The 26,167-nt window shown below is 63.7% G+C and carries 30 protein-coding genes; 15 read left to right on the top strand and 15 right to left on the bottom strand.

Annotation, left to right across the window (positions count from 1 at the left end; translation table 11 throughout):
* The first annotated feature begins 57 nt into the window (after positions 1-57).
* Positions 58-696, top strand: coding sequence for a TetR/AcrR family transcriptional regulator (locus NKI10_RS08795; protein ID WP_023829284.1), 639 nt, complete (start codon positions 58-60; stop codon positions 694-696).
* 185 nt (positions 697-881) lie between these two features.
* On the opposite strand, the gene rpmE is transcribed toward NKI10_RS08795, so the two are convergent.
* Complete coding sequence (rpmE, locus tag NKI10_RS08800; protein WP_023668748.1) at positions 882-1,103, bottom strand: 50S ribosomal protein L31; 222 nt, start codon at positions 1,101-1,103, stop codon at positions 882-884.
* A 204-nt stretch (positions 1,104-1,307) separates the two neighbouring features.
* On the opposite strand from rpmE, the gene NKI10_RS08805 reads away from it, so the two are divergent.
* On the top strand, positions 1,308-3,110 hold the full coding sequence (locus NKI10_RS08805; protein ID WP_023668749.1) for an ABC transporter transmembrane domain-containing protein: 1,803 nt from the start codon (positions 1,308-1,310) through the stop codon (positions 3,108-3,110).
* A gap of 10 nt (positions 3,111-3,120) precedes the next feature.
* On the opposite strand, the gene NKI10_RS08810 is transcribed toward NKI10_RS08805, so the two are convergent.
* Positions 3,121-4,608 (bottom strand): carboxypeptidase M32, encoded by a 1,488-nt coding sequence (locus NKI10_RS08810; RefSeq protein WP_352859549.1) that lies wholly within the window; start codon positions 4,606-4,608, stop codon positions 3,121-3,123.
* A gap of 146 nt (positions 4,609-4,754) precedes the next feature.
* On the opposite strand from NKI10_RS08810, the gene NKI10_RS08815 reads away from it, so the two are divergent.
* Positions 4,755-5,108: a DUF1304 domain-containing protein gene (locus NKI10_RS08815; RefSeq protein ID WP_352859551.1), complete on the top strand. Its 354-nt coding sequence runs from the start codon at positions 4,755-4,757 to the stop codon at positions 5,106-5,108.
* A gap of 78 nt (positions 5,109-5,186) precedes the next feature.
* On the opposite strand, the gene NKI10_RS08820 is transcribed toward NKI10_RS08815, so the two are convergent.
* From NKI10_RS08820 to NKI10_RS08850, 7 genes are all read right to left on the bottom strand, one after another.
* The gene (locus NKI10_RS08820; protein ID WP_023737876.1) at positions 5,187-5,612 is read right to left on the bottom strand and encodes a hypothetical protein; all 426 of its coding nucleotides are present in this window, start codon (positions 5,610-5,612) and stop codon (positions 5,187-5,189) included.
* A gap of 237 nt (positions 5,613-5,849) precedes the next feature.
* Complete coding sequence (locus NKI10_RS08825) at positions 5,850-6,881, bottom strand: peptidoglycan -binding protein (RefSeq protein ID WP_023716065.1); 1,032 nt, start codon at positions 6,879-6,881, stop codon at positions 5,850-5,852.
* Between the two features lies 1 nt (position 6,882).
* A complete protein-coding gene (locus NKI10_RS08830; RefSeq protein ID WP_023668754.1) occupies positions 6,883-7,908 on the bottom strand; it encodes a MotA/TolQ/ExbB proton channel family protein in 1,026 nt (341 codons plus the stop codon).
* A gap of 179 nt (positions 7,909-8,087) precedes the next feature.
* Entirely contained in the window at positions 8,088-8,804 is a 717-nt protein-coding gene (trhA, locus tag NKI10_RS08835; protein ID WP_023700276.1) for a PAQR family membrane homeostasis protein TrhA, read from the bottom strand.
* Positions 8,805-8,913: 109 nt separating this feature from the next.
* A complete protein-coding gene (locus tag NKI10_RS08840) occupies positions 8,914-9,714 on the bottom strand; it encodes an inositol monophosphatase family protein (RefSeq protein WP_352623723.1) in 801 nt (266 codons plus the stop codon).
* 22 nt (positions 9,715-9,736) lie between these two features.
* The gene (efp, locus tag NKI10_RS08845; protein ID WP_023668757.1) at positions 9,737-10,303 is read right to left on the bottom strand and encodes an elongation factor P; all 567 of its coding nucleotides are present in this window, start codon (positions 10,301-10,303) and stop codon (positions 9,737-9,739) included.
* 141 nt (positions 10,304-10,444) lie between these two features.
* Positions 10,445-11,308, bottom strand: a complete 864-nt coding sequence (locus NKI10_RS08850) for a LysR family transcriptional regulator (protein WP_352859555.1) — start codon at positions 11,306-11,308, stop codon at positions 10,445-10,447.
* A 101-nt stretch (positions 11,309-11,409) separates the two neighbouring features.
* Between NKI10_RS08850 and NKI10_RS08855 the strand changes: the two genes are divergently transcribed.
* Entirely contained in the window at positions 11,410-12,426 is a 1,017-nt protein-coding gene (locus NKI10_RS08855; protein ID WP_352859557.1) for a zinc-dependent alcohol dehydrogenase family protein, read from the top strand.
* 9 nt (positions 12,427-12,435) lie between these two features.
* Here the strand turns inward: NKI10_RS08855 and NKI10_RS08860 are convergent, their stop codons facing one another.
* From NKI10_RS08860 to NKI10_RS08870, 3 genes are all read right to left on the bottom strand, one after another.
* A complete protein-coding gene (locus tag NKI10_RS08860) occupies positions 12,436-13,500 on the bottom strand; it encodes a tetratricopeptide repeat protein (protein ID WP_352859559.1) in 1,065 nt (354 codons plus the stop codon).
* A 46-nt stretch (positions 13,501-13,546) separates the two neighbouring features.
* Complete coding sequence (locus NKI10_RS08865; protein ID WP_023684171.1) at positions 13,547-14,194, bottom strand: thiamine phosphate synthase; 648 nt, start codon at positions 14,192-14,194, stop codon at positions 13,547-13,549.
* A 142-nt stretch (positions 14,195-14,336) separates the two neighbouring features.
* Positions 14,337-15,254: a DMT family transporter gene (locus tag NKI10_RS08870; RefSeq protein ID WP_023716071.1), complete on the bottom strand. Its 918-nt coding sequence runs from the start codon at positions 15,252-15,254 to the stop codon at positions 14,337-14,339.
* 129 nt (positions 15,255-15,383) lie between these two features.
* Between NKI10_RS08870 and NKI10_RS08875 the strand changes: the two genes are divergently transcribed.
* Entirely contained in the window at positions 15,384-15,821 is a 438-nt protein-coding gene (locus NKI10_RS08875; protein WP_023704892.1) for an Lrp/AsnC family transcriptional regulator, read from the top strand.
* Here NKI10_RS08875 and NKI10_RS08880 read toward each other — a convergent pair.
* Positions 15,778-16,275 (bottom strand): GNAT family N-acetyltransferase, encoded by a 498-nt coding sequence (locus NKI10_RS08880; RefSeq protein ID WP_352859561.1) that lies wholly within the window; start codon positions 16,273-16,275, stop codon positions 15,778-15,780. The two genes, NKI10_RS08875 and NKI10_RS08880, sit on opposite strands and share 44 nt — an antisense overlap.
* 220 nt (positions 16,276-16,495) lie before the next feature.
* Here NKI10_RS08880 and NKI10_RS08885 point away from each other — a divergent pair, with 220 nt between their 5' ends.
* The gene (locus NKI10_RS08885) at positions 16,496-17,266 is read left to right on the top strand and encodes a sulfite exporter TauE/SafE family protein (RefSeq protein ID WP_023668765.1); all 771 of its coding nucleotides are present in this window, start codon (positions 16,496-16,498) and stop codon (positions 17,264-17,266) included.
* 7 nt (positions 17,267-17,273) lie between these two features.
* On the opposite strand, the gene NKI10_RS08890 is transcribed toward NKI10_RS08885, so the two are convergent.
* Positions 17,274-17,825 (bottom strand): DUF2269 family protein, encoded by a 552-nt coding sequence (locus tag NKI10_RS08890; RefSeq protein WP_023750376.1) that lies wholly within the window; start codon positions 17,823-17,825, stop codon positions 17,274-17,276.
* Between the two features lie 311 nt (positions 17,826-18,136).
* Between NKI10_RS08890 and NKI10_RS08895 the strand changes: the two genes are divergently transcribed.
* The 6 genes from NKI10_RS08895 to NKI10_RS08920 all read left to right on the top strand — a co-directional run bounded on the left by NKI10_RS08895 (position 18,137) and on the right by NKI10_RS08920 (position 22,752).
* The gene (locus NKI10_RS08895) at positions 18,137-18,517 is read left to right on the top strand and encodes a hypothetical protein (protein ID WP_023668767.1); all 381 of its coding nucleotides are present in this window, start codon (positions 18,137-18,139) and stop codon (positions 18,515-18,517) included.
* 385 nt (positions 18,518-18,902) lie between these two features.
* Positions 18,903-19,433, top strand: a complete 531-nt coding sequence (gene rcdA / locus NKI10_RS08900) for a protease adaptor protein RcdA (RefSeq protein ID WP_023668768.1) — start codon at positions 18,903-18,905, stop codon at positions 19,431-19,433.
* A 66-nt stretch (positions 19,434-19,499) separates the two neighbouring features.
* Positions 19,500-20,006, top strand: a complete 507-nt coding sequence (gene ruvC, locus NKI10_RS08905; RefSeq protein WP_023668769.1) for a crossover junction endodeoxyribonuclease RuvC — start codon at positions 19,500-19,502, stop codon at positions 20,004-20,006.
* A gap of 10 nt (positions 20,007-20,016) precedes the next feature.
* Positions 20,017-20,637 (top strand): Holliday junction branch migration protein RuvA, encoded by a 621-nt coding sequence (gene ruvA, locus NKI10_RS08910; protein WP_023668770.1) that lies wholly within the window; start codon positions 20,017-20,019, stop codon positions 20,635-20,637.
* A 43-nt stretch (positions 20,638-20,680) separates the two neighbouring features.
* Positions 20,681-21,718, top strand: coding sequence for a Holliday junction branch migration DNA helicase RuvB (gene ruvB / locus NKI10_RS08915; RefSeq protein WP_023700287.1), 1,038 nt, complete (start codon positions 20,681-20,683; stop codon positions 21,716-21,718).
* A gap of 134 nt (positions 21,719-21,852) precedes the next feature.
* Positions 21,853-22,752 carry a metallophosphoesterase gene (locus NKI10_RS08920; protein ID WP_023726179.1) on the top strand — a complete coding sequence of 300 codons (900 nt, stop codon included), beginning with the start codon at positions 21,853-21,855 and terminating at the stop codon, positions 22,750-22,752.
* 137 nt (positions 22,753-22,889) lie between these two features.
* Here NKI10_RS08920 and NKI10_RS08925 read toward each other — a convergent pair whose 3' ends face one another.
* Positions 22,890-24,146: a glycoside hydrolase family 5 protein gene (locus tag NKI10_RS08925; protein ID WP_352859563.1), complete on the bottom strand. Its 1,257-nt coding sequence runs from the start codon at positions 24,144-24,146 to the stop codon at positions 22,890-22,892.
* A gap of 65 nt (positions 24,147-24,211) precedes the next feature.
* On the opposite strand from NKI10_RS08925, the gene ybgC reads away from it, so the two are divergent.
* From ybgC to tolR, 3 genes are all read left to right on the top strand, one after another.
* A complete protein-coding gene (gene ybgC, locus NKI10_RS08930) occupies positions 24,212-24,682 on the top strand; it encodes a tol-pal system-associated acyl-CoA thioesterase (protein ID WP_352859566.1) in 471 nt (156 codons plus the stop codon).
* A gap of 312 nt (positions 24,683-24,994) precedes the next feature.
* A complete protein-coding gene (gene tolQ / locus NKI10_RS08935) occupies positions 24,995-25,705 on the top strand; it encodes a protein TolQ (RefSeq protein WP_023673844.1) in 711 nt (236 codons plus the stop codon).
* Positions 25,706-25,714: 9 nt separating this feature from the next.
* Entirely contained in the window at positions 25,715-26,167 is a 453-nt protein-coding gene (gene tolR, locus NKI10_RS08940) for a protein TolR (RefSeq protein ID WP_023673843.1), read from the top strand.

Consider the following 26,167-nt stretch of genomic DNA (forward strand, 5'->3'; position numbering starts at 1 on the left):
TCGTATTTTGGGAGTCAAGCCGTTTGTTGGCAGATTTTGTCGAGACCGGAGGCCGTCATGGAAGACACAGCAACGCCCGCATCTGAGGAGCAGGTCGCATCGCCGCGACGGGCGCCCACCCAGCAGCGCAGCCGCGAGCGGGTCGAGCGCATGCTGGCCGCAGCCTCGGCGCTGATTGCCGAGCAAGGCAGCGACGCCATGCGCATGGGCGAGGTAGCGGAACGGGCCGCGGTGTCGATCGGTTCGCTCTACCAGTTCTTTCCCGACAAGCGGGCGATCGTCTGGGCGCTGGCCGAGCGATACACCGCCGAAAGCCAGGCCTGCATCTCCTCGGCGCTCAAGGATGTCGTCGACGCCGAGGGCCTGCGGCAGGCGTTTTCGGAGCTGGTGGATATCTACTATCAGCTGTTCCTGGCCGAGCCGGTGATGCGCGACATCTGGTCGGGCACCCAGGCCGACAAGGCGCTGCGCCAGCTCGAACTCGCCGACAGCCGGGCGAATGCCGAATTCCTGACGATGGTGCTGAAGCGGCTGCATCCCGGCGCCGATCCGGTGGCGCTGGAGACCACAGCGTTTCTGGTTTGGCAGATGGGCGAGGCTGCCGTGCGGCTGGCGATCTCGGTCGACCGGCAGGAGGGCGACAGGCTGGTCGCCGCCTACAAGCGCATGGCGCTGCGGGAATTGGTGGACGGGTAGGCTCGCACCACTCTGGGAAGGGTCGCTTCGAAGCAGCAGGGTGGAGGCGTCGGACCGCACCCGACCCTGGGCGACCTCCCCACAAGCGGGAGGTATCGGCGCGTTAGCTCGAAGCGACTGACTTTGGCGGCAACAAAAAAACCCGCCACAAAGGCGGGTTCTTGATTCAGCGATACAGGTAAACTTTAGAGGCCGAAGCCTTCGAAGCGCTTCTTGAACTTCGACAGGCGGCCGCCGCGGTCGAGCAGGGTCTGCTGGCCGCCGGTCCAGGCCGGGTGCGTGGTCGGGTCGATATCGAGGTTCATCGTATCGCCTTCCTTGCCCCAGGTCGAACGGGTCGAGTATTCGGTGCCATCGGTCATGACGACCTTGATGGTGTGGTAGTCGGGATGGATATCGGCCTTCATTGTCGTGCTTCCTGGCTTGCGGCGCTACAGACGGGCCCGCGGCCTGCGTCGATGCGCCCCTTTTTAAAACTCGAAGCCGCAGCTATTGAAAAGCCACGGCTTCTAAAACGGTCGGCGAGCCTATACATCAGCCGGAATTGAATCACAAGGCCACGGCAGGCGCATATTGAACGCGCCCACCTGGAGCGGCCAGAGGAAACGGTCATGGCGGACATCAGCGGCGAGCAAGACGGGCGCAGGCGCTCGCTCGGGCCGCTCAGGCGCCTATATCCCTACATATTCCGCTACCGCAAACTGGTCATAGGCGCCCTCATTTCGCTCGCCATCGCCGCAGCGACGACGCTGGCGCTGCCGCTGGCCGTGCGGCGCATGATCGACCACGGTTTCAGCGCTTCCGGCACCGTCTTCATCGCCGAATATTTCGCCGCTTTGGTGGCGATGGCAGCCATTCTGGCGGCGGCATCGGCCGGACGCTACTACTTCGTCATCACGCTCGGCGAGCGGGTCGTTGCCGACATCCGCAGCGACGTGTTTTCGCATGTCACGACGCTTTCGCCGTCCTTCTTCGACACCGCCCAGTCGGGCGAGATCGTCTCGCGGCTTGCCGCCGACACCACGCAGGTGAAATCCGCCGTCGGCGCCACCGCCTCGGTGGCGCTGCGCAACGTCATCCTCGGCCTTGGCGCGGTGGCGATGATGGTCGTCACCAGCCCGAAACTGTCGGGCCTGGTGATCGCGGCCATTCCGCTCATCGTGCTGCCGCTGGTCGCGTTCGGCCGTTCGGTGAGGCGCCGGTCACGGCAGGCGCAGGACACGCTGGCGCAAGCGACCGCCTATGCCAGCGAGCAGATCGGCGCGGTGCGCACGCTGCAGGCGTTCACCAACGAGACGCTGGTCACCGGGCGGTTCTCGGCCGCGGTGGAAGCCGCCTTCCAAGCGGCGCGCTCGTCGATCTTCTCCCGCTCGCTGCTCACCTTCTTTGCCATCTTCATGATCTTTTCCTCGGTCGTGGCGGTGTTGTGGTTCGGCTCGCGTGACGTGCTTGCCGGCACGATGTCGCCCGGTACGCTCGGCCAGTTCCTGCTTTACTCCGTGTTTGCCGCAGGCGCGCTGGGCGCACTGTCGGAAGTCTGGGGCGAGCTTGCCCAGGCGGCGGGTGCGGCCGAAAGGCTGACCGAGATACTCGACGAGACGCCGGCGATTCAACCGCCGGCCAATCCGCTGCCGCTGCCCGCCAAGGCGACAGGCGCGATCAGCTTCGACGACGTCTCCTTCTCCTACCCGGCAAGGCCGGACCGTGCCGCCGTCCACGGCTTGAGTTTTCAGGTCAAGCCCGGCGAGACGGTGGCGATCGTCGGCCCGTCGGGCGCCGGAAAGAGCACCGTCTTTTCGCTGATCCTGCGCTTCTACGATCCAGAAACCGGCCGCATCGCCATTGACGGCGTCGACGTGCGCGAAGCCGATCCGGCTGAAGTGCGGGAGCGCATTGCGATCGTGCCGCAGGATGTCACCATCTTTGCGGCAAGCGCGCGCGACAATATCGGCTTTGGCCGGCCGGGCGCGACGAATGCCGAGATCGAGGCCGCCGCCAGGGACGCGCTGGCCGACGAGTTCATCCTCAGGCTCGACAAGGGCTACGACAGCCAGGTCGGCGAGCGCGGCGTCACCTTGTCCGGCGGCCAGCGCCAGCGCGTGGCGATCGCCCGCGCCATCCTGCGCGACGCGCCGATCCTGCTGCTCGACGAGGCCACGTCGGCGCTCGACGCCGAAAGCGAAACGCTGGTGCAGACGGCGCTGGAACGGCTGATGCAGGGCCGCACCACCATCGTCATCGCCCACCGGCTGGCGACCGTGCTGAAGGCCGACCGCATCCTGGTCATGGATGGCGGCCGCATCGTCGAGGAAGGCACGCACCAGAGCCTGGTCGCCAAGGGCGGAATCTATGCAAGGCTGGCCAAGCTGCAGTTCGAAACCGGAGCAAGCGCCTTCAGGGGTGCCGCGGAGTAGCAACCCGCAATCAGGCGGGACCATACCGCTTGCGGAGATGCTCGGTGAAATGCGCGGCATTCAGTTTCTCGCCGGTGGCGCGCTCAAGCAGTTCGGGCGTCGACCAGCGCGATCCCTGCGACCAGATCTTGTCGCGGCGCCAGTCATTGATGGCGGCGAAATTGCCCCTGGCGAGATCGCTGTCGGCTGAAGGATGGTCGCGCGTCAGCGCAGCCCATTGCTGCGCCGCCATCATGGCGCCCAGCGTATAGGACGGGAAATAGCCGAAGGCGGCGCCCGGCCAATGCACGTCCTGCATCGGTCCGTCGGCTGGGTTGTCGATGGTCGAAAGGCCAAGATACTCCCGCATCTTGGCGTCCCACGCTTCGGGCAGGTCGGCCGCCTGCAGCCGCCCCGAGACCAGCTCCTGCTCCAACTCGTAGCGCAGGATGACATGCAGCGGGTAGGTTACCTCGTCGGCGTCGACGCGGATCAGGCCGCGCTCGACCCGGTGCACATGCGGCAGGATGTCGTCGAGCGACCAGGCTTCGCCGAGATGCTTTTCGACCACGGGCAGCGCCCAGCGCCAGAATTCGGGGTTGCGGCCGACCTGTTTCTCGACGAACAGGCTCTGGCTTTCATGCACCGCCATGCCGCGCGCCTTGCCGAGCGGCCAGTGCGCCCAGGCCTTCGGCAGATTCTGCTCGTAGAGCGCGTGGCCGGTCTCGTGCAGCACGCCCATCAAAGCCGACAGGAAATCGGACGTTTTGTAGCGGGTGGTGATGCGCACGTCGCTCGGCACGCCGCCGCAGAAGGGATGGTGCGATACGGACAGAGAACCGTGGGTGAGGTCGAAGCCGACCGAAGCCATCATGGCGAGACCAAGCTCGCGCTGCCGGTCGATCGCATAGCTGCCGGAGAGCGGCTTCACGGGATGCCTGGCCAGTCGCGCTTCCTGCGCGGCCAGGGCTTCCGGCACGAAGCCCTTCAGGAATGTCTTCAGCTCGGTGAACACCGGCGTGATGTCGGCGGCGCGGTTGCCAGGATCGTATTGCTCCATCAGCGCGTCGTAGGGATCGAGGCCGAGCGCGTCGGCGCGCAGGGCGGCTTCCTCGCGCACCAGCGCGATGACACCTTCGAGCGCCGGCAGGAATCCGGCCCAGTCATTCTTGGCGCGCAGGTCGCGCCAGAGCTGCTCGGAGCGCAAACGCGCCACCGTCTGGCGCTCGACGAATTCGACCGGCAGGCAGGTCAGGTTGGTGTATTGGCGACGCAGTTCGCGGACCGCCGCCTGCTGCTCCTCGTTCAGCGCCTCCTGTTCGGCGGCGGCGAGCCAGCCAGGGATCTCCGGCGCCGTTGCCCTGATATGCAGCATCCCGGCCAGGGACGACATGGCTTCGGCGCGCTTCTCGCCGCCGCCGACGGCCATGTGGGTCGCCTCGTCGGCGCCGAGGATAGCGAGCGCATGTTCCAGCGCTTCGAGCTTGTGGCCGAGATCATCGAGCTTCTGAAAAGACATGACAGGTTCCGCGTTTTGGACCGCGGGAAAAGATACCAACGCGCCAGGATTGGCAACCCTCAAAGGTGGCTATGCAGCTTGCGCCGGTGAGCTGGTGCGTGGAATGCTGGCTGACGGTGGAACACCGCCATGGAGGGGAGACTAAGATGATCGGCAATATCCTGGTCGGGCTGGTGGCCCTGATCCACCTCTTTATCGTCTATCTGGAGATGGTGGCGTGGGACACACCGCGCGGGCACAGGGCGTTCAACCTCAAGCCGGACTTCGCCAGCGCATCGAAGGTGCTCGCCGCCAATCAGGGGCTCTACAACGGCTTCCTTGCCGCCGGGCTGATCTGGGGCCTCCATCTCGGCGCGGCGGGATTCCAGATCAAGGTGTTCTTCCTGCTTTGCATCGCCGTCGCCGGCCTCTATGGCGCGGCGACTGCCAGCCGGAAGATCCTCTATATTCAGACCGTGCCGGCGGTGCTGGCCCTCGCTGCGCTGTGGCTGGGCTGGTGACAAAAAAGACGCCCTCGGAGCCAGATCCGGGGGCGTCAGACAGTCCCTTCCTCATTCCTGGAGATATCAGAGCGGATCTCAGCCGTTCGGATAATTTCCGCCGTCGGAGCCATCACCGATCATGAAGCCGCTGCCGGTGTCGGACATCAGCCTCTGATCGACATTGTCGAGGCGGCGCAGCAGATCGTGATATTGCGCGGCCGGGATCCGGCCATGGTCCGAAGCGGCGACCCGTTCGGCGGCCTGGCCGATATGCGCCGCACGCAGATGCAGCCACTGCGCTTCCGAGGTCGAGATGCCCTTGGTTTCGCGCGCATCCGCGATGCCCTGTTCGACGCCCCGCACCTGCTCGATCAGGCCGGTCACACGCGGACCGGTCATGTCGGTCGGGTCGCTGGCGTCGAGGGCGCCCTTGTGATGTCCGGCGGCATAGGCGCCGGCGAGTGGAACAGTGATCAGAAGTGTCGTGAGGGTTGCGGTCCTGAGAGTCTTCAAAGAGCGCATGATGTGCGTCTCCTCCTGCTATGGAAGGGGCAAGCGCTTTCGCTCCGCCTTCCGGAAGCGGGCCGTCCGGTTCCGTCGCGTCGCGATGGGAGGCATCGCCGGCGGTTCTCGGCCCTGCGCGTCAAAGTAGGAGCCCGGAAACGCGAAGTGTAATTAAAGAAAGATAATGTTCAGGCCTTGCCGGCCTGGCGTTTCGCCCTAGAGTTGAGCTGGCAAACAATTTCGCGTGACTGAAAATCACCGTTCGGTGAGTTTCAGTTCAATGCGTCGGTTCTTGTTGCGGGCGTCTTCGGTGTCGGCGGGGTCGAGCGGCTGGAATTCGCCGAAGCCGGCCGCAACCAGCCGGTTGGCGGGCACGCCGTTCTCGATCAGGAACTTGACCACCGAGGTCGAACGCGCCGTCGACAATTCCCAATTGTCGCGATAGCGGCCGGCGCCGGACAGCGGCTTGTTGTCGGTGTGGCCGTCGACGCGCAGCACCCAGTTGATCTCGGGCGGGATTTCCTTTTGCAACTCGATGATGGCGTCGGCGAGCTTCTTCATCTCGACCTTGCCGGCATCGTTGATCACTTCGGAGCCGGTCGGGAACAGAACTTCCGACTGGAAGACGAAGCGGTCGCCGACGATGCGGATGTTCTCGCGATCGGCGAGGATTTCGCGCAGGCGGCCGAAGAAGTCGGAGCGGTACCGGTTCAGTTCCTGCACGCGCTGCGCCAGCGCGACGTTGAGCCGACGGCCGAGATCGGCGATCTTGGTGTTGGAATCGCGGTCGCGCGTTTCGGACACGTTGAGGGCGTCCTCGAGCGCGCCGATCTGCTTGCGCAGTGCCGCGATCTGCTGGTTCAGGATCTCGACCTGGCTCAGCGCCTGCTGGCTGATCTGGCGCTGGCTGTCGAGTTCGCCGCCGAGCTCCGCGGCGCGCTGGTTGGCGGCGTCGCCGGCGCCGGCGCCTTGCGCCAGCAACTGCTCGAGCCGGCTCCTTTCTGCTTCCGCCGCCGACAGCGACGCCTGCAGATTGGCCAGCGAATCGTCCTTGTCCTGCGCGGTCGAGCGCTCCAGCGCCAGCAGCTGCGTCAGTTCGTTGATCTGCGAGTTGAGGCGCGTGAGCGCCGTATCCTTGCCGGAGAGTTCGCGGCCGAGCAGGAACTGCGCCAGCACGAAAACGGTAAGCAGGAACATGATGGCGAGCAGCAGCGTCGACAGCGCGTCGACGAAGCCCGGCCAATAGTCGATCCGGCGATCGGTGCGCCGGCCCCTGGCGAGAGCCATGCTAGTGGACCCCGGGTTTCTTTAGCGCGTCGGCGATCTTTTCCAGCGTGTTGCGCATCGCCTTCTGCTCGTCCGACTGGGCCTCGACCCAGTCGCGCATGATCTGCTGCTCGGAGCGCATGTTCTTGACCAGGCCGGAAATGCCGTCGGCGAGATTGGCCATGGCGGTGGCGACGCGCGGATTGGAGCCGCCGCCGCTTTCCTGCATGCTGCGCAGCCGTTCCGACAGGACCCGGATCTCGTCGGAGGATTCAGTCTTGGCCGGGTCGGCGACGGCGATGTCGGAGGAGAGATCGGTGACCGAGGACAGCCAGTTTTCAAGCTCGGTATAGAATCGGGTCTGGGCGCGGCCGGCCTGCAGGTCGAGGAAGCCTAGCACCAGCGACCCGGAAAGACCGAACAGCGAGGACGAAAAGGCCGTGCCCATGCCGGCCAGCGGCGCCGACAGCCCCTGCTTCAGCGAATCGAGCACGGCGGCGGCGTCGCCGGTGCCGGGATCGAGCGATTCGATGGTTTCGCGGATCGAGCCGATGGTGTTGAGCAGGCCCCAGAAGGTGCCGAGCAGACCGAGGAACACCAGCAACCCGACGAGATAGCGCGAGGTGTCGCGGCTTTCGTCGAGGCGGGTGGCGATCGAATCCAGCATGGTGCGCATCGAAGACGTCGAGAAGGCGACCGTCGAGGAGCGGCCGATCATCGCCTTCATCGGCGCCAGCAGCACCGGCTCGGTGGTTTCGGAACCGGCGCGGAAGGAATTGACCCAGCGCACTTCGCGAAACAGTCGTCCGACCTGGGCGAAGGCGAGCAGGATGCCGACCACAAGGACGCCGACGATGAGGCCATTGAGGCCGGGATTGCTCCCGAAAGCGGTCGAGATCTGGCGGGTGAGGATGGCGGCGATGAAGGCGACGATGACCAGGAAGATGACCATGGTCAGGAGGAAGACCTGCGGGCTCGACAGTTTGTGCGGATCGTACATCAGGACATCAGAACGCCTGCCCACGCCGAAGGATCTGAGAAAAGCCATCCGTGCCCCGTTTCCGATGCTCTATTTGCCTTGACGCAATTCCGAACGGGAAGCCGCTCATACTTCCCTGGAACCGCTCCATTGCCGCCGATCACGTAATTCGCGACTCTAAACGGAATTGTGACCAAATTGAATGGCGCTTGGCAATATTGCCCGACTGTCGGGCCGCACCACGCCGTTCAGAGGCGGTTGACGACCAGGCAGTCGACCATGGCGGCAAGATGCAGCCCGGCGCCGGTGACGACAAAGCCGTGCCAGAGGGCATTGTGGAAGCGCAGGCGTTTCCAGGCGAAGAAGATGACGCCGCAGGAGTACACGATGCCGCCGGCGACAATCAGCGCGATCGAGGTCGTCGGCAACGTCGCCACCAGCGGCTTGACCAGGACGACGCCGCTCCAGCCGATGGCGAGATAGAAGACAATGGCCAGACGATCGAAGCGGCCGGGCAGGAAGACTTTCATGGCAATGCCGGTCAAAGCAGCGGTCCAGACAAGGACAATCATCGGCAGCGCCAGCGGCGAGCCGTCGAGCTGGGCCAGAAAGGGCGTGTAGGTCGCGGCGATCAGGAGATAGATCGCCGCATGATCGAAGCGCCGCAAGATCCACTTCGCCGGCGACGTCACCGGCCACAGATTGTAGGTCAGCGAAATCGACAGCACAGTCAGCAGCGACACCACGAAGAAGGCGGCGGCGATGTATTCGCCGGGACCGGCATGGAAGGCGGCCAGCGCCAGCAACGCCGAGCCGGCGGCTATTGCCAGCACGATGCCGACCGCGTGGACGATGCCATCGGCGATCATCTCCGCACGCGAATAGTGCCAACGCCCGACAAAAGGGATTTCAATTGGCTGGTCTGGCTGCGCTTCTCGCGAGGATAGTGAAGGTATGCTCGTCATAAAGATCCTGCGTCACCCTTATCTGGGCGGCCGCCGGGCAGTATTTCAAGCTTTGATTGCGGTTTTGCGACTGCGGCGCTTCAGCGCGCCGCGCCGGCATGCCAAGTGATCAGCGCGCCGAGATCGGCTTCTTCACCGCCTTGAGCAGCGCGCGCTGGATGACCTCGTTGCCGGCGACGAGCGAACCCGCCTCGAGCATATCCTGGCCGCCATCCATGTCGGAGACGAAGCCACCGGCCTCGCGGATCAGCAGCAGGCCGGCGGCAATGTCCCAGGCCGAAAGGCCGGTTTCCCAAAAGCCGTCCATGCGGCCGGCGGCGACATAAGCGAGATCGAGCGCGGCGGAACCCAGGCGGCGCACGCCCGAGACCTCGGCCATCACATTGCGCAACTCGACGAGGAAATTGCCGTGCTGGCCGCGGCCGAGATGCGGCACGCCGCAGCCGATGACGCAGTCGGTGAGCTTGCTGCGGCCGGCAACGCGCAGCCGGCGATCGTTCATGAAGGCGCCGCCGCCGCGCTCGGCGGTGTAGAGCTCATCCATTGCCGGGTTGTAGATGACAGCGGCGACCAACTGGCCCTGTCGCTCCAGCGCGATCGAGATGGAAAAGATCGGAATGCCGTGCAGGAAATTGGTGGTGCCGTCGAGCGGGTCGACGATCCAACGGTGCTGGTCGTCGTCCCCTGCGATCATGCCGCGCTCTTCCATCAGGAAGGCATAGCCCGGCCGTGCCTTCGAGAGTTCGGCAAACAGAATGTCCTCGGCCTTGCGGTCGGCTTGGCTGACATAGTCGCCCGGTCCCTTCATCGACACCTGCAGGTTCTGCACCTCGCCGAAGTCGCGCGACAGCGAGCGGCCGGCCTTCATGGCGGCCTGGACCATGACATTGAGAAGTGCGGAGCGTGCCATCGTATCTGTTCCTGCCTACGCGTCAGTCTGCGCGGCGCATGTAGGTGAGTTCGTTGGTGTCGACGACGATGCGTTCGCCGGCGCCGATGAATGGCGGCACCAGCACGCGGATGCCGTTTTCCAGCACCGCCGGCTTGTACGAGGACGCGGCCGTCTGGCCCTTCACCACCGGGTCGGCCTCGGTGATGGTCAGCGTCACCTGGTCGGGCAGCGAAATGCCGATCGGCCTGTCCTCATAGAGCTGGACCGTCACCATCATGCCGTCCTGCAGGAAGGCGGCGCGGTCGCCGACGAAATCCTTCGCCAGCTCGAGCTGCTCGTAGCTCTGCGTGTCCATGAACACCAGCGCGTCATCCTGGGCGTAGAGGAAGGAAAAATCCTTCAGATCGAGCCGGATCTGCTCGACGGTCTCCGCTGAGCGGAAGCGCTCGTTGAGCTTGGTGCCGTTGATCAGGTTCTTAAGTTCGACCTGGTTGTAGGCGCCGCCTTTGCCGGGCTTGACGGTGTTGGTCCTGACCGCCACCCAAAGGCCGCCATCGTGCTCGATGACATAGCCGGGACGGATTTCGTTGCCATTGATCTTGGCCATGATGAGATTGATCCGGGATGCTAGCAACGGCTTGGCCGTTGGTATGAGGATGGTCGCTGGATAAGCGATTTCGGGCTCCCAAGACCACAAATCGGCAGGAGAGGCAAGGGATGCCAGATCGCCCGACAAGGGCTGGTAGCCTCAAACCTGGGCCGCAATGACTTTGCCGACGGCCTCGACTATGGCGTCCGCAGCCTCAGTCTGCCGGTTGAGATGAGGCGAACGAAGTGCGGCGACCTGCAAGGAAAGGTCGACATCTTCCGTGTTGACCAGCATGAGGCCGTCGGGAAGTCCGCGCCTTGCAAGACGCAACGGCACTAGCCCAAGGCCGTGCCCCCGACGGACCCATTCCATCTGCAAGGCCGGATCCTGTATCTCCGCCGCGATCTCGAAATAACGCCTTCCGCCGACCAGAACGGACATGAGTTTCTGGCGCGCGTCGCAAGGGGCCGGACTAAGCACCCACGGCATGGGTGTCCGGCCACCGTCTTCCGGATCGGGGACGGTGGACGCAGCTATGACGCCAAGACGTTCAGTGCCAAGCGCTTCCGGACCTGGCTTATCCGACGATCGCAGAACAATCGTCACATCGAGCTCGCCGCGTTCGAATTGATCGATCAGTTCGGCGCTCCAGCCGGTCTTGAGCCGTAGCGACACTTTCGGGAACGCCGCCGCGGCGTTGGCGATGGCCCCGGCGATGTCGCGGTCCGAGAGGCCATGGGCGAGGCCAAGGCGGAACAGACCTTCCGGCTCGGTCTTTCCGGCGAAGGATTTCAGCGCTTCTACGGAAGCGATGATATCGCGTCCGCGCGCCAGCACTTCCAGCCCCGTCGGCGTCAGTCGCGGCGGCTTTTGCCGGCGGTCGAGCAGCGTCGTGCCAAGCATGTCCTCCAGCCGCTGGATTTGCCGGGTCACAGCCGGCTGCGTCAGCGGCAGGCGCCGGGCGACCTTCTGGATCGAGCCCTCCTTGGCAAACAGGGCGAGCGTGCGCAATTCCTCAAGCATAGCTAGAACCATGTCTCGTAAGCATAATCATTGTAAACATTATGAATTTGAAATCCATCGCCTGGCAAGCAATTTTCCTTTCAAACGAAAGGACGACGACAATGAAGGCAATCGAACTGCAGAAGCCGGGCGGCATCGACAAGCTCAAGATGGTCGAACGACCAATGCCGGAGCCCGGCCGTCAGGAGATGATCGTCAGGGTCAAGGCGACGGCGCTCAACTATCGCGATGTCGAGATCGCGCGCGGCAGTTATCACACGACATTCCCCTTGCCGCTGGTGCCGCTTTCCGACGGCGTCGGCGAGGTCGTCGCGCTTGGCCCCGAGGTCAGCCGCTTCAAGGTTGGCGACCGGGTCTGCGGCACGTTCTGGCAGCGATGGGTCGGCGGCAGCTTCGCCATGGCCGAACCTTCCTACCAGCGCGGCGGCCCGATCGACGGTTTGCTGAGCGAATTCGCCCGGCTGGACGAACAGGCGGCTGTCATCGCGCCGGCGCATCTCAGCGACGTAGAGGCGGCGACATTGCCTTGCGCCGCCGTCACTGCCTGGCATGCGTTGTTCACCGAGGGCAAGCTCAAGGCAGGCGAAACCGTGCTCAGCCTCGGCACCGGCGGCGTGTCGCTGTTTGCCGTGCAGTTGGCAAGGGCGGCCGGCGCGCGCGTCATTGTTACGTCGAGCAGCGATGAGAAGCTTGCCCGGGCGAAGGGGCTTGGCGCGCATGATGGCGTCAACTACCGCGACAATCCGGATTGGTCGTCGGCCGTGCTGGCGCTGACCGATGGCCGCGGCGCCGATCACATCGTCGAAGTCGGTGGGCCACAAAGTTTCGCGCAGTCGCTCAAGGCGTCGGCGCGCGGCGCCCAGATCAATGTCATCGGCTATCTCGGCGGCAGCGAAGGGGTGATCAATCCGCTCGACATCTTCCGACGCCAGGTGAAAGCACGCGGCATACCGGTCGGCTCGCGCGAGTCCTTCGAAGCGATGAACCGGGCGCTCGCCGTCAATCGGCTGCGGCCGGTGATCGACCGGGTCTTCCCATGGGCAGAGGCAGCGCAGGCCTTTCGCCATCTCGAACACGGCTCTCCCTTCGGCAAGGTCGTGCTGGATCATACACAGTGACGTTGCGTGTCAGGGCAGGCGGTTGGCCTTCTGCAAGGCTTGCTTTGTCTGATCGTCGGTCAGCCCTTGCAGGAAATCGTCCATCTCCGGATCGATAAGGCCGGCGCGGCGGGCGACCACATACCAGGCCCCGGCCAGGATCAGGTCGGGGTCGGTTCCGATGCCGCCCATATAGAGCTTTGCCAACCGGTTCTGGGCAGCGACATTGCCGCCTTCAGCTGCCTGCTTCATCCAGTTGAAGCCGGATTTCAGGTCGCGAACACCGCCCCGGCCCTCGATCATCCAGGCGGCAAGATCGATCTGCGCGGTGTCGTAGTTCTGCCTGGCAGCCTGTGCCAGCAAGCTGCGGGCCTTTGCATCGTCGCGGGTTTTGCCGCCGACGCCATTGGCATAAACCTGCGCCATCGCATACTGGGCGTCGGCAAGCCCTGTCGCCGCGGCACGCTCATAATAAGGCACCGCCCGGGCTCGCCCGGCAGCGCCCGGATCCTGCTGCACGAGCAATTGCGCGAAGTTGAACTGCGCCAGCCGGTTGCCGGCCTCGGCGGCGGCCTGCATCAGCGCATAAGCTCCCTTCTCGTCCTTCTTGACGTAGCGGCCGTCGAGCAGCATCAGCGCATACTGGAACTGCGATTCAGGAATCCCCTGCTCGGCGGCCTGCGCATACCATTTGGCGGCTTCCGCTGGGTTGAGCGGCACGCCCAACCCGCGCGACAGGATCTCGGCCACCAGCGTTTGCGCCGCCGGGTCGCCATTCTGAGCTCGCACCAACGCCAGATTGTAGGCCGTCTTGTAAAGGCCGCGCTGGAAAGCGCCATAGGCGGGGTCCGCCGGCTTGGCGCCGAAACGTTCGGGGTTGATGGCGTCGGCCGACGGCAGCGGCGCGGTTGTCGCCGGCTGCGGCAGCGGGGTGTCGATCGGCTTGTCGATATGGACGCCGGAATCCGTGGCACCGGCTTTTGGAGCACCCGCATCGGGAGCGATCGCATCCGGCACGCTGAGGGCGGGCGCGCTGGTGTCCGGCCTCGGCTGCGGCAGCGGAACGGTCTCCGCCGCGATCGCTGCCCCGCTCATCAAGGCCGCAACGAGAACCGCGAGAGGAAGTCCATGTCGGCGCACGTCAGCCCTCGAAGCGCGGCGCGGTTTGGTCGAGCAGCGCATTGGCGGCGGCAATCGCCGCCTTCGGATCGGCGCCTTCGGCCAAGACGGCGCTGGACAGCGCCACGAACTCGGCGCCAGTGGCGGCCACCGCTTCTACCGAAGCGATGGCGGAACCGGCCATGACGACGCAAGGGATCTCAATCACGTCCGCCCACCATTGCCCGAGCGACAGGTTGCGCGGATGCGGTTCCGGCTTGTTGTCGTAGCCGAAGCGGCCGAAGAAGATGTAGTCGGGCCTGGTTTCGCCGAGTTCCAGCGCGTCGTCGCGCGTCTTGGCGCCGCCGGCGCCGACCATCATCTTGCCCTGGAAGTGTTCGATGGTCTCGGCGAGCGCGTCCTTGGAAACCTCGACATGAATGCCGTCGGCCTGGACACGGCCGGCAATGCGGGTATCGCCGGCGATGATGACGGCGATGCCGGCCGCTTGCGCGGCCGGTACGATCTGTTCTGCGAAGGCCTGGAAGGCAGCCTCGTCCATGCCGTTCTCAGGCAGGATCAGGGAAGCGATATCACCGCCGTCGAAGGCAGCCGCAATGCGCTGCGCCGGAGCGTCCTTGGGTGCGATCAGCACGATGCGGCAGCGGTTGGGGGGTGTTGCGTCGTTCATGGCTTTCGATCCCGGGTTTCGCCTATGCCGGGCGAAGATGGTTGCATTGCGGCATAGAACAAAGCGCCCGCCTTGAACAGGCGGGCGGGGATCGATGCGATGGCTTTGGTTTACGATCGCCGGCGAGCCGACGCTCTGCGGCTCATTTGACGGCTTGCGGGCTTTCGGCCGGCGATTTGGCCCTCCACAAAGTCCAGCCGAGATTCATGCCGGCGGCGGCGATCAGGATGGCGGCTGCGCCGACGAGCTGGGCCGGATGCAGCCGGTGGCCGAAGGCCATGACATCGACCAGGATCGCAACGACAGGATAGATGAAGGACAGCGACCCCTGCAGATGCGTCGGCAGTTTCTGGATGGCGGCGTACATCAATATGTACACCAGGCCCGTGTGAACGACGCCAAGCGTGGCCAGCATGGCCCAGCTCCAGGCATCGGCGGGCAAATGCGAGAGGTTGGCGAAGGGCGCCAGCATGACGACGCCGACGCAGACCTGGATCAGCGCGATCAGATGCGGCGGGGTGCCCTTGAGCTTCTTGGCGACGATTGCCGCGACAGCCCAGAAGAAGGCCGCTCCGAGCGCCATGACGATGCCGATGACATAATCCGTGCCGGTTATGCCGGAACCGACACCCGCATCGGGCCCTGTCTGCACGATCAGCAGCATGCCGGCGAAGGCGATGCCGAGCCAGGTCAGCTTGGCCAGGGTCAGCCGCTCGCCGAAGAACAGCGCGCCGAAGCCGACCAGCATGAAGGGCTGCGTGTTGTAGACCGCCGTGGCAATCGAGATCGAGGCGCGGGAGAAGGCGCTGAACAGCAACAGCCAGTTGATGACGATGGCCGCGCCGCCAAGAGCGGCGATGGCAACAATGCGCAGCGTCAGCCTGCCGCGCAGCAGCCCGAGTGCCGCGCAGGTGATCAGCAGCGCCACCGCTCCGAAAGCGCAGCGCCAGAACACCACGTCCATGACGGGCTGGCCCGACATGACGACAAACCAGCCGATCGTGCCGACGATCGTCATCGCCGCCGTCATCTCGATCGTGCCGCGTACCGTGTTGTCCATGACAATACCTCTATCTGTTGAGGCCATAATCTCATGCCGCCTTGAGGGTTTATATGCCTTATGAAAGGTGATAAGCGCACAACACCTTATTTAATAAGGCCTGCGCCGCCCTTTTGCCAGGAGATGAAAATGCTGGACGAGTTGGACAGAAAGCTTCTCGACATCCTGATCCTGGATTCGCGGACTTCGTTGAAGGATCTGGCGCAGCAGGTCGGGCTGTCGTCGCCGAGCGTCTCGGAACGGCTGCGGCGGCTCGAGGAACGCGGCGTCATCCGCGCCTTCACCATCGAGATCGACCCGGAGGCGCTGGGGTTTCCGCTGCAGGCGATCGTGCGGGTGCGGCCACTGCCGGGCAAGCTGCATATCGTCCAGAAGCTGATCGAGGAGATCCCGGAATTCGGCGAATGCGACAAGGTCACCGGCGACGACTGTTTCGTGGCCCGGCTCTACGTGCGCTCCATCGGCGAGCTCGACAAGCTTCTCGACCGCATCGCCGACAAGGCGGAGACCAGCACCGCCATCATCAAGGCGCAGCCGATCCGGCGCCGTCCGCCGCCACTGAATTAAGCTCCAGCTTGTAGCCGATGTGGCTGGCCTTGAAGCCGAGCCGGTCATAGAAGCGATGCGCGTCCTGGCGGCTCTTGTTGGTGGTCAGCTGGACAATCTTGCAGCCGCGTTCACGGCACTGTTCGATCGCCCATTCCAGCAGACGCTGTCCCAGCCGTTCGCCGCGGCGGTCTGCGACGACGCGCACAGCCTCGATCTGGCCGCGCAAGGCGCCCTGCAGCGACAGCCCGGCGAGATAGCTGATCTGCAACGTGCCGATGACGCGGCCGCTATCCGTCATCACGGCAAGAAACTGGTTGGGGTCGGCGTCGATTGCGGCAAAGGCGTCGCGATAGGCCTTGGCGACTGGTTCGGTCGCATCCTCGCGGCTGCGGCCAAGCGGATCGTCGGCGAGCATGACTACGATGGCAGACAGGTCGGCCGCTTGGGCGCGGCGGATGTGGGGTTCGCTCATTGTCAAAACCTGGAGTCAAAAACCTGGGGTCAAAAACCTGGGGCCAAAACCTGATGCAGAGGGGACGGCGCCCTTATGCATCGGCGGCGATCTTGCCGCAAATCCGGAACCGTCGCTTTACGCACAGTTGATCGACCCGGCCCGGCATTTTCCCGGTCGCGGCGCAAGGGTTTCTGGGCTATTGCAGGGCAACCGTCTTCCCTCCAGCCATTTCCAGCTCATGTCAGGTCTGCTCGCCGATCCGTGGTTTTATGCCGCCGCCATTCCGGCGGTGATACTTGTCGGGCTGTCGAAAGGCGGCTTCGGCGGCGCTGTCGGCTTCGTTGGCGTGCCTTTGATGGCGCTGGCCATGCCGCCGGTGCAGGCGGCGGCCATCCTGCTGCCGATCCTGTGCCTGATGGACATCGTTTCGGTGTGGACGTGGTGGGGTGTGTATGACAGAAAGATGCTGGTCGACATGATGCCGGGCGCGGTGATCGGCATTGGGCTCGGCTGGCTGACGGCAGCGCTCGTCACCGAAGAGATGGTGCGGCTGATCGTCGGCGCTGTCGCGCTGATCTTCGTGCTGCGCTGGCTCTATCTCCAGTTCCGCCACGGTTCCGACCATGCGGCGGCGCCCAACCGCATCGCCGCCGCCTTCTGGGGCACCGTCGCCGGCTTCACCAGCTTCGTCGCCCATGTCGGCGGGCCCCCCTTCCAGGTCTATGCGCTGCCGATCCGGCTCGATCCGAAGGTGCTGTCAGGGACATCGGCGATCTTCTTTGCCGCCACCAACGCGCTGAAGCTGATCCCCTACTTCGCGCTTGGCCAGTTCGACACCGCCAACCTGACGGCGTCGGCCGTGCTGATGCCGCTGGCGCCGCTGGCCACCATCGCCGGCGCCTGGCTGGTGCGGCGCATGCGGCCGGAGATTTTTTATCCCTTCACCTACGCGACCGTGGCCGTGGTCGCGGTCAAGCTGCTTTGGGACGGGATCGCCGGCCTGCTCTAAATCCCGCTCAGGCGGCTGCCGGTTTGGTTCGCGGGGCGCTCGCAAAAGTCAGCGATGCACCACCAACGACCACGACCGCCATGGCGCCGAGAGTGGCGATGTCGTGCGCGGTCGGCTTCAGCACCATGTCGGCGACGACGACGATCATGATGACGAAATCGAACTTGACGATCCGTATCATGCGGCGCCCAAACGCTATGGCAGCCGGGGTCATGCCGTCCGCGGCAAGCATTGTGGCAAGCTTTTCGAACGAAGGCTTCAGCACGAGGATACCGGTCAGAAACGCGGCGGCGTAGCCGCAAAGGCCGATGACGACCCAAAGGTCGGAGAAGCCGGTCCATAGCGAAGTCAGCACCAGACCAGAAGCCAGGGTCGCGATAGACGCCGGCACGAACAGACGCAAGCCGAGTTTGTCCGTCGTTCTCAGCATGACCATCAGCGTCTCGTCGTCGCCGGCGCGATCGGCGAGTATCGAAACCAGCAGCATGGCGAAACCGCCGCCGAGCCAGAGGATCGCTGCCATGACATGCAGGAATTTGAAGAGAGAATACCAGTCCATTGCCGCTCCTTGTGCATCGTTCCGGGGGTAAACGCTGCTTTCGCGCGTCTGCTTCCGAAGGAGGGCGGATTATCTCCGTACATGTATCCAGAAGATGCCGCGTGGGTGCCGGCTTGTTGCGGTGGCGCCGTCGCCGGATTTTACCGCCAGCCCGCACAATACCCGGCATTTGCCGGATAAACGCCGTGTCGGCATTGGCTGGTTTCGCGGCATGATCCTGAAACCTGCGGGGACTAAGCCGCTCGCGACCGACGCTCCATTTTGGCCGCGCGCGGTCGGACCAAGTCTGCAACAACCAACGAGGGTATCCCATGCAAGGCGTAGCACGAAATTTCTTCACCCTGGCCGTCATCTATTCCCTGTGCGGCATGGCGCTCGGCCTGCATATGGCGATCTCCAATGACCATGGGCAGATGCCGACCCACGCGCACACCATGGTGGCGGGCTGGCTGATGTCGGCGGTGTTTGCCTTCTTCTACCACCTGTTTCCAGCGGTCGGGCAAAAGACGATTGCCGTCGTGCATTTCTGGCTGACGGCAATCTGCGGCATCGCACTGATGATTGGGCTTTACTTTGAACTTGCCGGCCATCCGGAGATCGAGCCGGTGCTGGCTTCCTCCTCGATGGGGTTTTATGCGGCAATGCTGCTGTTCGCCTTCATTTCCTTGCCGGCTGTGTGGAAGAAGGCATGAACAAGCCGACGATCAGGCTTAGGGCACCGTTGTGCTGATACGGCACAGAAGGGCAGCGGTCGATCAAGAAATATCCGCGCCGTTAAGGGTTCATTAAGCTTTACAGGTGTTTACTATGTCCATCCAGTGATCTGGATTCTTACCGAGTGGTTGGAGCCACTTCGTTTGACGCCTCCCTGTTAAACTCCTGAGAGCCGCCTTATCCGCGGCTCTTTTTTTGTCTGCTTTTGGTCCGCTTGGCGCCCCTGCGCAGGCGTTAACCGTTTGTTAAACATGTGCTTGCCTTCGCCGGCGGCGAAGCGCATTTTCAAGCTTCAGTCATCTAGGGTGCCGGCGTGACGGCGAGAAGCCGAATCAGCCGACGGGGCAGTGCAGGGGCGTATCGATGAACGAGCCTTCGAAGGGCATCGCGAAAACCATCAAGCTGGCGGAACGCCGGGTTTTCTCCCAATCCTTCAAACCGCTCTACCAGGAAGGCATGGGCCTGGTCGAACAGGCAGCCGAGTATCTTGACGGCAAGGGCCGGGCCGAGGCCAAGAAGCTGTCCAGGCTGGCGGCGACGCTCTATGCGGCCGAATCGATGCGGCTGACCACAAGGTTGATGCAAGTCGCCTCCTGGCTGCTTTTGCAGCGGGCGGCAAATTCCGGCGAGATGACCCGCGACCAGGTCGCTTCGGAAAAATCCAAGGTGCGTCTCGACACCGCCTCGGCGCATGACGAAGCGGTCGGCTGGGGCGAACTGCCGAAGGATTTCCTCGACCTCGTCACCCGCTCGCTGCGCCTGCAGGCGCTGGTGCGCCGCATGGACGAAGAGATCTATGGCGGCGCGTTTGCCGAGACGCCTGCCGCCGCCCGCCGCGCCAATCCGGTTTCCGACCAGATCACGCTGCTGAACACGGCTTTCGCTCGAGGTTAAACGCCTCCGTTTCCGGTTTGTTCACATTTCGCTGACATCGCTGTGCGCCGGAGGTAGACTTCGCGCATGAGGGAAGCGATTCGCATTATCGGTATCGATCCGGGGCTGAGGCGCACCGGCTGGGGCATCGTCGAGAGCCTCGGCAACTCGCTGCGCTTTATCAGCTCCGGCACTGTACGCTCCGACGACAAGGCGGCGCTGGCGACACGGCTCTGCCAATTGCATGACGGGCTGGCCGAGATCCTGCATGCGGCCATGCCCCAGGAAGCGGCCGTCGAGCAAACCTTCGTCAACAAGGATGCGGTGGCGACACTGAAGCTCGGCCAGGCGCGCGGCATAGCCATGCTGGTGCCGGCGCGCGCCGGCCTTGTTGTGGCCGAATATGCCCCCAATGCCGTCAAGAAGGCGGTGATCGGCGTTGGCCATGGCGACAAGAAGCAGATCCACATGATGGTAAAGGTGCTGTTGCCGAAAGCCGTTTTCGACACCGAACATGCCGCAGACGCGTTGGCTATCGCCATCTGCCACGCGCATCACCGGCAAAGCGTCGCCTACAGGATGGCGCTGGCATGAGGGATCACGCATGATCGGCAAATTGAAAGGCACGCTGGACGAGATCGAGGAGGATTTCTGCCTCGTCGATGTGCACGGCGTCGGCTATGTCGCCTATTGCTCGGCGCGCACGCTGGCCGCGCTGCCTTCGCCCGGCGAGGCGGTGGTGCTGTTCATCGAGACCTATGTGCGCGAGGACATGATCCGGCTCTACGGTTTCCAGTCGGTGCTTGAGCGCGAATGGTTCCGGCTGTTGATGAGCAATGTGCAAGGCGTCGGCGCCAAGGTGGCGCTGGCCATCCTGTCGACGCTGGCGCCGGCAGACCTCGCCAATGCGATCGCGCTGCGCGACATCGCCATGGTCAGCCGCGCGCCCGGCGTCGGCAAGAAGGTGGCCGAGCGCATCGTCACCGAGTTGAAGAACAAGGCGCCGGCCTATGCCGGAACCGCCTCCGGCACCATCGGCCTTAAGCAGGAGCTCGGCGAAGGCGTGGCGCCGGCGCCGATTACCGACGCCGTCTCGGCGCTGGTCAATCTCGGCTATTCGCGCGACACAGCAGCCAATGCTGTCGCGGCGGCGCTGAAGACGGCCGGCGAGGACGCCGATGCCTCGAAGCTCATTCGTTTCGGGCTGAAGGAACTGGCGCGGTGAGTGATTGCTTGTCCGGTCCTTTGCCCTGTGCGAGGAAGGCCGCATGAGCCTTTCACCCCGCCTCATTGCCCCGGAAAAGCGCGGCGAGGATGCTGAGCAGACCTTGCGGCCGCAGACGCTCGCCGATTTCGTCGGCCAGGCCGCAGTGCGGGCCAATCTCAAAGTCTTCATCGAGGCCGCCAAGGGCCGCAGCGAGGCGCTTGACCATGTGCTGTTCGTCGGGCCGCCGGGGCTTGGCAAGACAACGCTGGCGCAGATCATGGCGCGCGAGCTCGGCGTCAATTTCCGCTCGACCTCCGGTCCGGTGATCGCCAAGGCCGGCGATCTCGCCGCACTTCTCACCAATCTCGAAGACCGCGATGTGCTGTTCATCGATGAGATCCACCGGCTCAATCCGGCAGTCGAGGAGATCCTTTACCCGGCGATGGAGGATTTCCAGCTCGACCTGATCATCGGCGAAGGTCCGGCGGCACGCTCGGTCAAGATCGATCTTGCCCGCTTCACGCTCGTTGCCGCCACCACCAGGCTCGGCCTTTTGACCAACCCGCTGCGCGATCGCTTCGGCATTCCGGTGCGGCTTAATTTCTATTCGGTCGAGGAACTGGAGCAGATCGTGCGCCGCGGCGCCCGTATCCTACAAATGCCGCTCGGCGACGACGGCGCGCTTGAGATTGCGCGCCGCGCCCGCGGCACGCCGCGCATCGCCGGCCGGCTGTTGCGCCGCGTGCGCGATTTCGCCTCCGTCGCCGGCGACGGCCACGTCGACAAGCAGATTGCCGACGAAGCTCTCACCCGGCTCGAGGTCGACGCGCTCGGCCTCGACGCACTCGACCGCCGCTATCTCTCGATGATCGCGCGCAATTTCGGTGGTGGGCCGGTCGGCATCGAAACCATCGCCGCCGGCCTCTCCGAGCCGCGCGACGCCATCGAGGACATTATCGAGCCCTATCTGATCCAGCAGGGTTTCATCCAACGCACGCCACGCGGCCGCGTGCTGACCGCCAACGCCTGGCGCCATCTCGGCCTCGACGCGCCAAAGGATCTGGCACAGCAGCAGATCAACCTGTTCCAGGAAGAGTAACGGACATTTGTTCTTCGGAACGGATTTCTGTGCAGAATCTCCTCAAACCTGCCAGCGTGAAGGCGCATTCCTCGATTGTATCGGGCGTCGCAATGTCGGCGCGAACTGCTCCGATCAAGGTCGGAGCCAGAAAAGTGATCACCAGACGCGGGTTCCTGAAATTCGCCGGAGGTTCGTTCCTCTCGCTGGCTTCGCTCAGTGCCTATGCGGTCGGCATCGAGCCGATGCTGTTGACACATGTGAAGCGCTACCAGCTGACGCCGCCGCATTGGCCTGCAGATCTCAAGCTGCGCGTCGTAGCACTTGCCGATATTCACGCCTGCCGTCCCTGGATGACGCCTGAGCGGATCGCTTCGCTCGTCGAAGATGCGAACGTGCTGAAGCCCGATCTGATCGTACTGCTCGGCGACTATTTCTCAGGCATGTCCCTGGTGACGAACCGGGTGGAGGCCCATGAATGGGCGCCGGCCTTGTCAGGACTGAAGGCGCCGCTTGGTGTGCTGTCGATCCTCGGCAATCACGACTGGTGGCACGATCCTTTCGCGCAGCAGGCCGGAGCGGGGACTGTGGCGCGCAAGGCATTGGAGGAATCCGGCATCTCGGTTCTGGAGAACGACGCCGTGCGCCTGCAAAAGGATGGATACGGCTTCTGGATCGCCGGGCTCGCCGACCAGCTGGCACTGTTACCGAACAAGGCCGCAGGCCGCGACAGATTTGAAGGCCTGGACGATCTCGACGGCACGCTGGCCAAGATCACCGACCAGGCACCGATCATCCTGCTTGCGCATGAGCCTGACATTTTCCCGAAAGTGCCGTGGCGGGTTTCGCTGACGCTGTCGGGCCACACACATGGCGGGCAGGTCAGGCTGTTCGGCTATTCACCGGTGGTGCCGTCCCGCTTCGGCAACCGCTTTGCCTATGGCCATGTCGTCGAGAATGACCGCAATTTGATCGTGTCAGGCGGACTCGGCTTCAGCATCGCGCCGGTGCGCTTTGGCATGCGGCCGGAGATCCTGCAGATCGACCTCGGTTAGGGCATGCCGGTATTCAGGTGATGCCGGCCTGCAAATGAGGTGTTCCTGCGCTTCCGGTAGTCACGGACCAAAGTCCGCTCCGTTCCGGTTTTCGGACCCCTCATTTTCCCTCGGCCTGACCTGAATATCGACATGCCCTAGGGCGAATGGAGCGAGCGGATCGCATCCATCACGGCGGGTTCGGCCTTTTCGCCGTTGAAAGCGTCGACGATGCCGAAGGCGCCGCCAAAACTCCACACCGACCATGAGAAGCCATGCGCCTCGGCGCGCGCGATCATGTCCTTGACATAGGCCGCGCGGTATTTGGGCGGCATCACATAGGGGTTGCCATACTCCTGCCGGATCATGCCGAACTCGCCCAGCGTGATGTTTTCGGGCTTGATGGCGTTGGCCTTCGCCCAGGCCTCGACCTTTTCGAACGGCGCATCCATGACGCCGAGCAGCTTTTCCTCCGTGTCCATGCTGGCGACTTGTTCATCGAGATAGGCGAGCAGGCCGTTCCGTCTGGTCCATGGCGCCTCGGCTTTTATCTTGGCGCGGATCGCATCCAGCGTCGCATCGAGCTCGGCGCGCGGCACCGCGGTCAGCGGATAGGGCAGCCCGGTAACATAGAGAATGAAATCGCCGGCCCAGGTCGCGCCCTGATGGGTCAGCAGGAACGGCTCGTAGGAGTGGAAGGTCCAGATGATGTTGTCGTCGGGGATCGACTTTGGGTCGATCTTGACCAGCGAAGCCGCATTGGAATAACAGGCGCCGGTCAGGATCAGCGTCAGCCTGGTGGCCGAGGCGCGCGCGGCCGCGAACAGCTTTTGCTGACGCTCCGGCCACAGGCTGGTGCCATCGCTGTCGCAGTCGACGATAGGCTCGTTAATCGGCTCGAAAGCGACCTGCGCCGGGTCCTCAGTGGCAAGCGTGCGCGCCATTTTGCGGACGACCTCGACATAGGCGTCGAAGGTTGCGGGATCGTCCATCACCTGGCCTATGCCGATCTCGCGGCCGCCGCCGGCCGGGATCAGGTGCATGTCGACGATCACTTTCAGACCGGCCCGGTTGATCATGCGCGCCGAGTCCCGCACGCTGGCATAAAGGTCGTCACGCAGCGCCAGTGTCTGATCCGACATAAACGGCGAGGGATCGACCGGCATGCGCAGAAAGTCGAAACCGGCGGCCTTCAGCGCCTTGAGGTCACCCTCGTCGAGGAACTTGCGCCATTCCGGATAGGGCAGGATGGCTTGTCGGTCGTTCCATTTGTCTTCCCCGACCCAGGTCGTCCACTGGTCGAGGTTGAGGCCGCGCTTCATCGAAAAGCTCGCGGCCTGACCGGGAAGCGCAGACGCCGCCAGCACCAGCAGCGCTGCCATCAAGGTCTTGATCCTCGCCGTCAACAGTGCCATCCGGTTTGCTGCGCTGGTGATTTTGGCAAGACAGGTGCCCCGCCGGGGGCAAAAAGGAAAGCGCGATGGACGATCATGGTGAATCGGCGCAGCTTGCTGCCGGGCTTTCCGGAGCCTTGACGGAATTCGGCCATCGGCTGATAGCGCGAGTCTATTATGCCGACACCGATTTTTCCGGCGTCGTCTACCATGCGCGCTATCTCGAATTCTTCGAGCGCGGCCGCTCGGACTATCTCAGGCTGGCCGGCGTTCACCACACTGAACTTCACGAAGGCAAGCACGGCGAACGCATCGTCTGGGTGGTGCGGCGCATGGAGATCGACTTCCGCTCGCCTGCCCGCATGGATGATATTCTGACCATCGACACATCGACGCAGGATATTTCCGGCGCCCGCATCGTCATGGCGCAGCAGCTGAAGCGCGGGACAGAGGTACTGGTCGAAGCAAAGGTCGAGGCGGCGATCATCGGCGACAACGGCCGGCCGAAACGCTTTCCGAAAGAATGGATCGCGGCCTTTCTACCAAGAGCAAGCTGATATCAAGGCCTGCCGGCCGGCAACGAGCGGCCAATCGGCAACGCATTCGATTGTGGATGGACGGCCAGCGGCGTCGCTGGGCGCGGCAATGCGCCGCGCCATATTTCCTAACCCATCCTTAACCATAACGGTTCATGAAGAGATTGATGAAGATTGGAAGAATCCGCGCGCCTTCCTTTCACCAATATTTGCCCTGAAAAGGCCGCCAACGGTGCATTTTGGGGTTAATCCGGAAGCCAAGCGCGAACGGACCACAAGGGATGCCCATGGGCCAGCCGCCAGCGATGCCCGGAAAATCTTAAGGACTGAAGCATGGAAACTACCGCACTCGCCGATCCGGCAGCGCAATTGTCGATTTGGGCGCTGTTCACACAGGCCAGCTGGGTGGTCAAGCTGGTCATGATCGGTCTGCTCTGCGCCTCGGTCTGGACCTGGGCGATCATCGTCGACAAGCTGGTCAGCTATGCCCGCATGCGTCTGTCGCTCAATCGCTTCGAACAGGTGTTCTGGTCGGGGCAGTCGCTGGAAGAACTCTATCGCACGCTTGCCGACCGCAAGACCACGGGCATGGGTGCGATCTTCGTCGCCGCCATGCGCGAATGGAAGAAGAGCTTCGAGAAGGGGGCCAAATCGCCGCTCGGCCTGCAGACCCGCATCGACAAGGCGATGGACCTGGCGTTGACGCGCGAGATGGAGAAGCTGGAGGGCCGTCTCGGCTTTCTCGCTACCACTGGTTCGGCCGCACCCTTCATCGGCCTGTTCGGCACCGTCATCGGCATCATGACCTCGTTCCAGGCGATTGCCGGTTCGAAGAACACCAGTCTCGCGGTTGTCGCACCCGGCATTGCCGAAGCGCTGCTGGCGACGGCCATCGGTCTGCTCGCCGCCATTCCGGCGGTTATCGCCTACAACAAGCTGTCATCCGACGCGAACAAGATCGCGGTGCGGATGGAAGGGTTCTCGGACGAGTTCTCCGCCATACTCTCGCGCCAAATCGATGAAAAAGTAGCGCCTAAGGGCTGAGGTAAGAAGATGGGTATGTCGGTTGGCATGGCAGGACGCGGCGGACGCGGGCACAGGCGGCGCGGCCGCCACCATGCATTGATGTCGGAAATCAACGTCACGCCGATGGTCGACGTGATGCTGGTGCTCTTGATCATCTTCATGGTCGCCGCACCTATGTTGACGGTCGGCGTGCCGGTCGACCTGCCGGAGACTAAGGCCAAGGCTATGAACGCCGACACCCAGCCGATCACCGTTTCGATCGACGCGGCCGGCAAGATTTTCCTGCAGGAGACCGAAATCCCAAGGGAAGAGCTGGTCGCCAAACTGCAGGCGATTTCCAAGACCGGCTACGAAGAGCGCATCTTCATCCGAGGCGACAAGGCGACCAACTATGGCGCCGCGATGGAGGTCATGGCCCTCATCCAGGCCGCCGGCTACAAGAATATCGGCCTGATTTCACTGCAGCAACAGGATCAGTAG

Origin of the sequence: Mesorhizobium sp. M0802 (assembly GCF_040320115.1) — a bacterium.
GTDB lineage: Bacteria > Pseudomonadota > Alphaproteobacteria > Rhizobiales > Rhizobiaceae > Mesorhizobium.

Excerpts from the sequence above, each read along its gene's own strand:
- NKI10_RS08795 (WP_023829284.1), top strand. The coding sequence starts at position 58 with ATGGAAGACACAGCAACGCCCGCATCTGAGGAGCAGGTCGCATCGCCG.
- rpmE (WP_023668748.1), bottom strand. The coding sequence starts at position 1,103 with ATGAAGGCCGATATCCATCCCGACTACCACACCATCAAGGTCGTCATG.
- NKI10_RS08805 (WP_023668749.1), top strand. The coding sequence starts at position 1,308 with ATGGCGGACATCAGCGGCGAGCAAGACGGGCGCAGGCGCTCGCTCGGG.
- NKI10_RS08810 (WP_352859549.1), bottom strand. The coding sequence starts at position 4,608 with ATGTCTTTTCAGAAGCTCGATGATCTCGGCCACAAGCTCGAAGCGCTG.
- NKI10_RS08815 (WP_352859551.1), top strand. The coding sequence starts at position 4,755 with ATGATCGGCAATATCCTGGTCGGGCTGGTGGCCCTGATCCACCTCTTT.
- NKI10_RS08820 (WP_023737876.1), bottom strand. The coding sequence starts at position 5,612 with ATGCGCTCTTTGAAGACTCTCAGGACCGCAACCCTCACGACACTTCTG.
- NKI10_RS08825 (WP_023716065.1), bottom strand. The coding sequence starts at position 6,881 with ATGGCTCTCGCCAGGGGCCGGCGCACCGATCGCCGGATCGACTATTGG.
- NKI10_RS08830 (WP_023668754.1), bottom strand. The coding sequence starts at position 7,908 with ATGGCTTTTCTCAGATCCTTCGGCGTGGGCAGGCGTTCTGATGTCCTG.
- trhA (WP_023700276.1), bottom strand. The coding sequence starts at position 8,804 with ATGACGAGCATACCTTCACTATCCTCGCGAGAAGCGCAGCCAGACCAG.
- NKI10_RS08840 (WP_352623723.1), bottom strand. The coding sequence starts at position 9,714 with ATGGCACGCTCCGCACTTCTCAATGTCATGGTCCAGGCCGCCATGAAG.
- efp (WP_023668757.1), bottom strand. The coding sequence starts at position 10,303 with ATGGCCAAGATCAATGGCAACGAAATCCGTCCCGGCTATGTCATCGAG.
- NKI10_RS08850 (WP_352859555.1), bottom strand. The coding sequence starts at position 11,308 with ATGCTTGAGGAATTGCGCACGCTCGCCCTGTTTGCCAAGGAGGGCTCG.
- NKI10_RS08855 (WP_352859557.1), top strand. The coding sequence starts at position 11,410 with ATGAAGGCAATCGAACTGCAGAAGCCGGGCGGCATCGACAAGCTCAAG.
- NKI10_RS08860 (WP_352859559.1), bottom strand. The coding sequence starts at position 13,500 with ATGAGCGGGGCAGCGATCGCGGCGGAGACCGTTCCGCTGCCGCAGCCG.
- NKI10_RS08865 (WP_023684171.1), bottom strand. The coding sequence starts at position 14,194 with ATGAACGACGCAACACCCCCCAACCGCTGCCGCATCGTGCTGATCGCA.
- NKI10_RS08870 (WP_023716071.1), bottom strand. The coding sequence starts at position 15,254 with ATGGACAACACGGTACGCGGCACGATCGAGATGACGGCGGCGATGACG.
- NKI10_RS08875 (WP_023704892.1), top strand. The coding sequence starts at position 15,384 with ATGCTGGACGAGTTGGACAGAAAGCTTCTCGACATCCTGATCCTGGAT.
- NKI10_RS08880 (WP_352859561.1), bottom strand. The coding sequence starts at position 16,275 with ATGAGCGAACCCCACATCCGCCGCGCCCAAGCGGCCGACCTGTCTGCC.
- NKI10_RS08885 (WP_023668765.1), top strand. The coding sequence starts at position 16,496 with ATGTCAGGTCTGCTCGCCGATCCGTGGTTTTATGCCGCCGCCATTCCG.
- NKI10_RS08890 (WP_023750376.1), bottom strand. The coding sequence starts at position 17,825 with ATGGACTGGTATTCTCTCTTCAAATTCCTGCATGTCATGGCAGCGATC.
- NKI10_RS08895 (WP_023668767.1), top strand. The coding sequence starts at position 18,137 with ATGCAAGGCGTAGCACGAAATTTCTTCACCCTGGCCGTCATCTATTCC.
- rcdA (WP_023668768.1), top strand. The coding sequence starts at position 18,903 with ATGAACGAGCCTTCGAAGGGCATCGCGAAAACCATCAAGCTGGCGGAA.
- ruvC (WP_023668769.1), top strand. The coding sequence starts at position 19,500 with ATGAGGGAAGCGATTCGCATTATCGGTATCGATCCGGGGCTGAGGCGC.
- ruvA (WP_023668770.1), top strand. The coding sequence starts at position 20,017 with ATGATCGGCAAATTGAAAGGCACGCTGGACGAGATCGAGGAGGATTTC.
- ruvB (WP_023700287.1), top strand. The coding sequence starts at position 20,681 with ATGAGCCTTTCACCCCGCCTCATTGCCCCGGAAAAGCGCGGCGAGGAT.
- NKI10_RS08925 (WP_352859563.1), bottom strand. The coding sequence starts at position 24,146 with ATGGCACTGTTGACGGCGAGGATCAAGACCTTGATGGCAGCGCTGCTG.
- ybgC (WP_352859566.1), top strand. The coding sequence starts at position 24,212 with ATGGACGATCATGGTGAATCGGCGCAGCTTGCTGCCGGGCTTTCCGGA.
- tolQ (WP_023673844.1), top strand. The coding sequence starts at position 24,995 with ATGGAAACTACCGCACTCGCCGATCCGGCAGCGCAATTGTCGATTTGG.
- tolR (WP_023673843.1), top strand. The coding sequence starts at position 25,715 with ATGGGTATGTCGGTTGGCATGGCAGGACGCGGCGGACGCGGGCACAGG.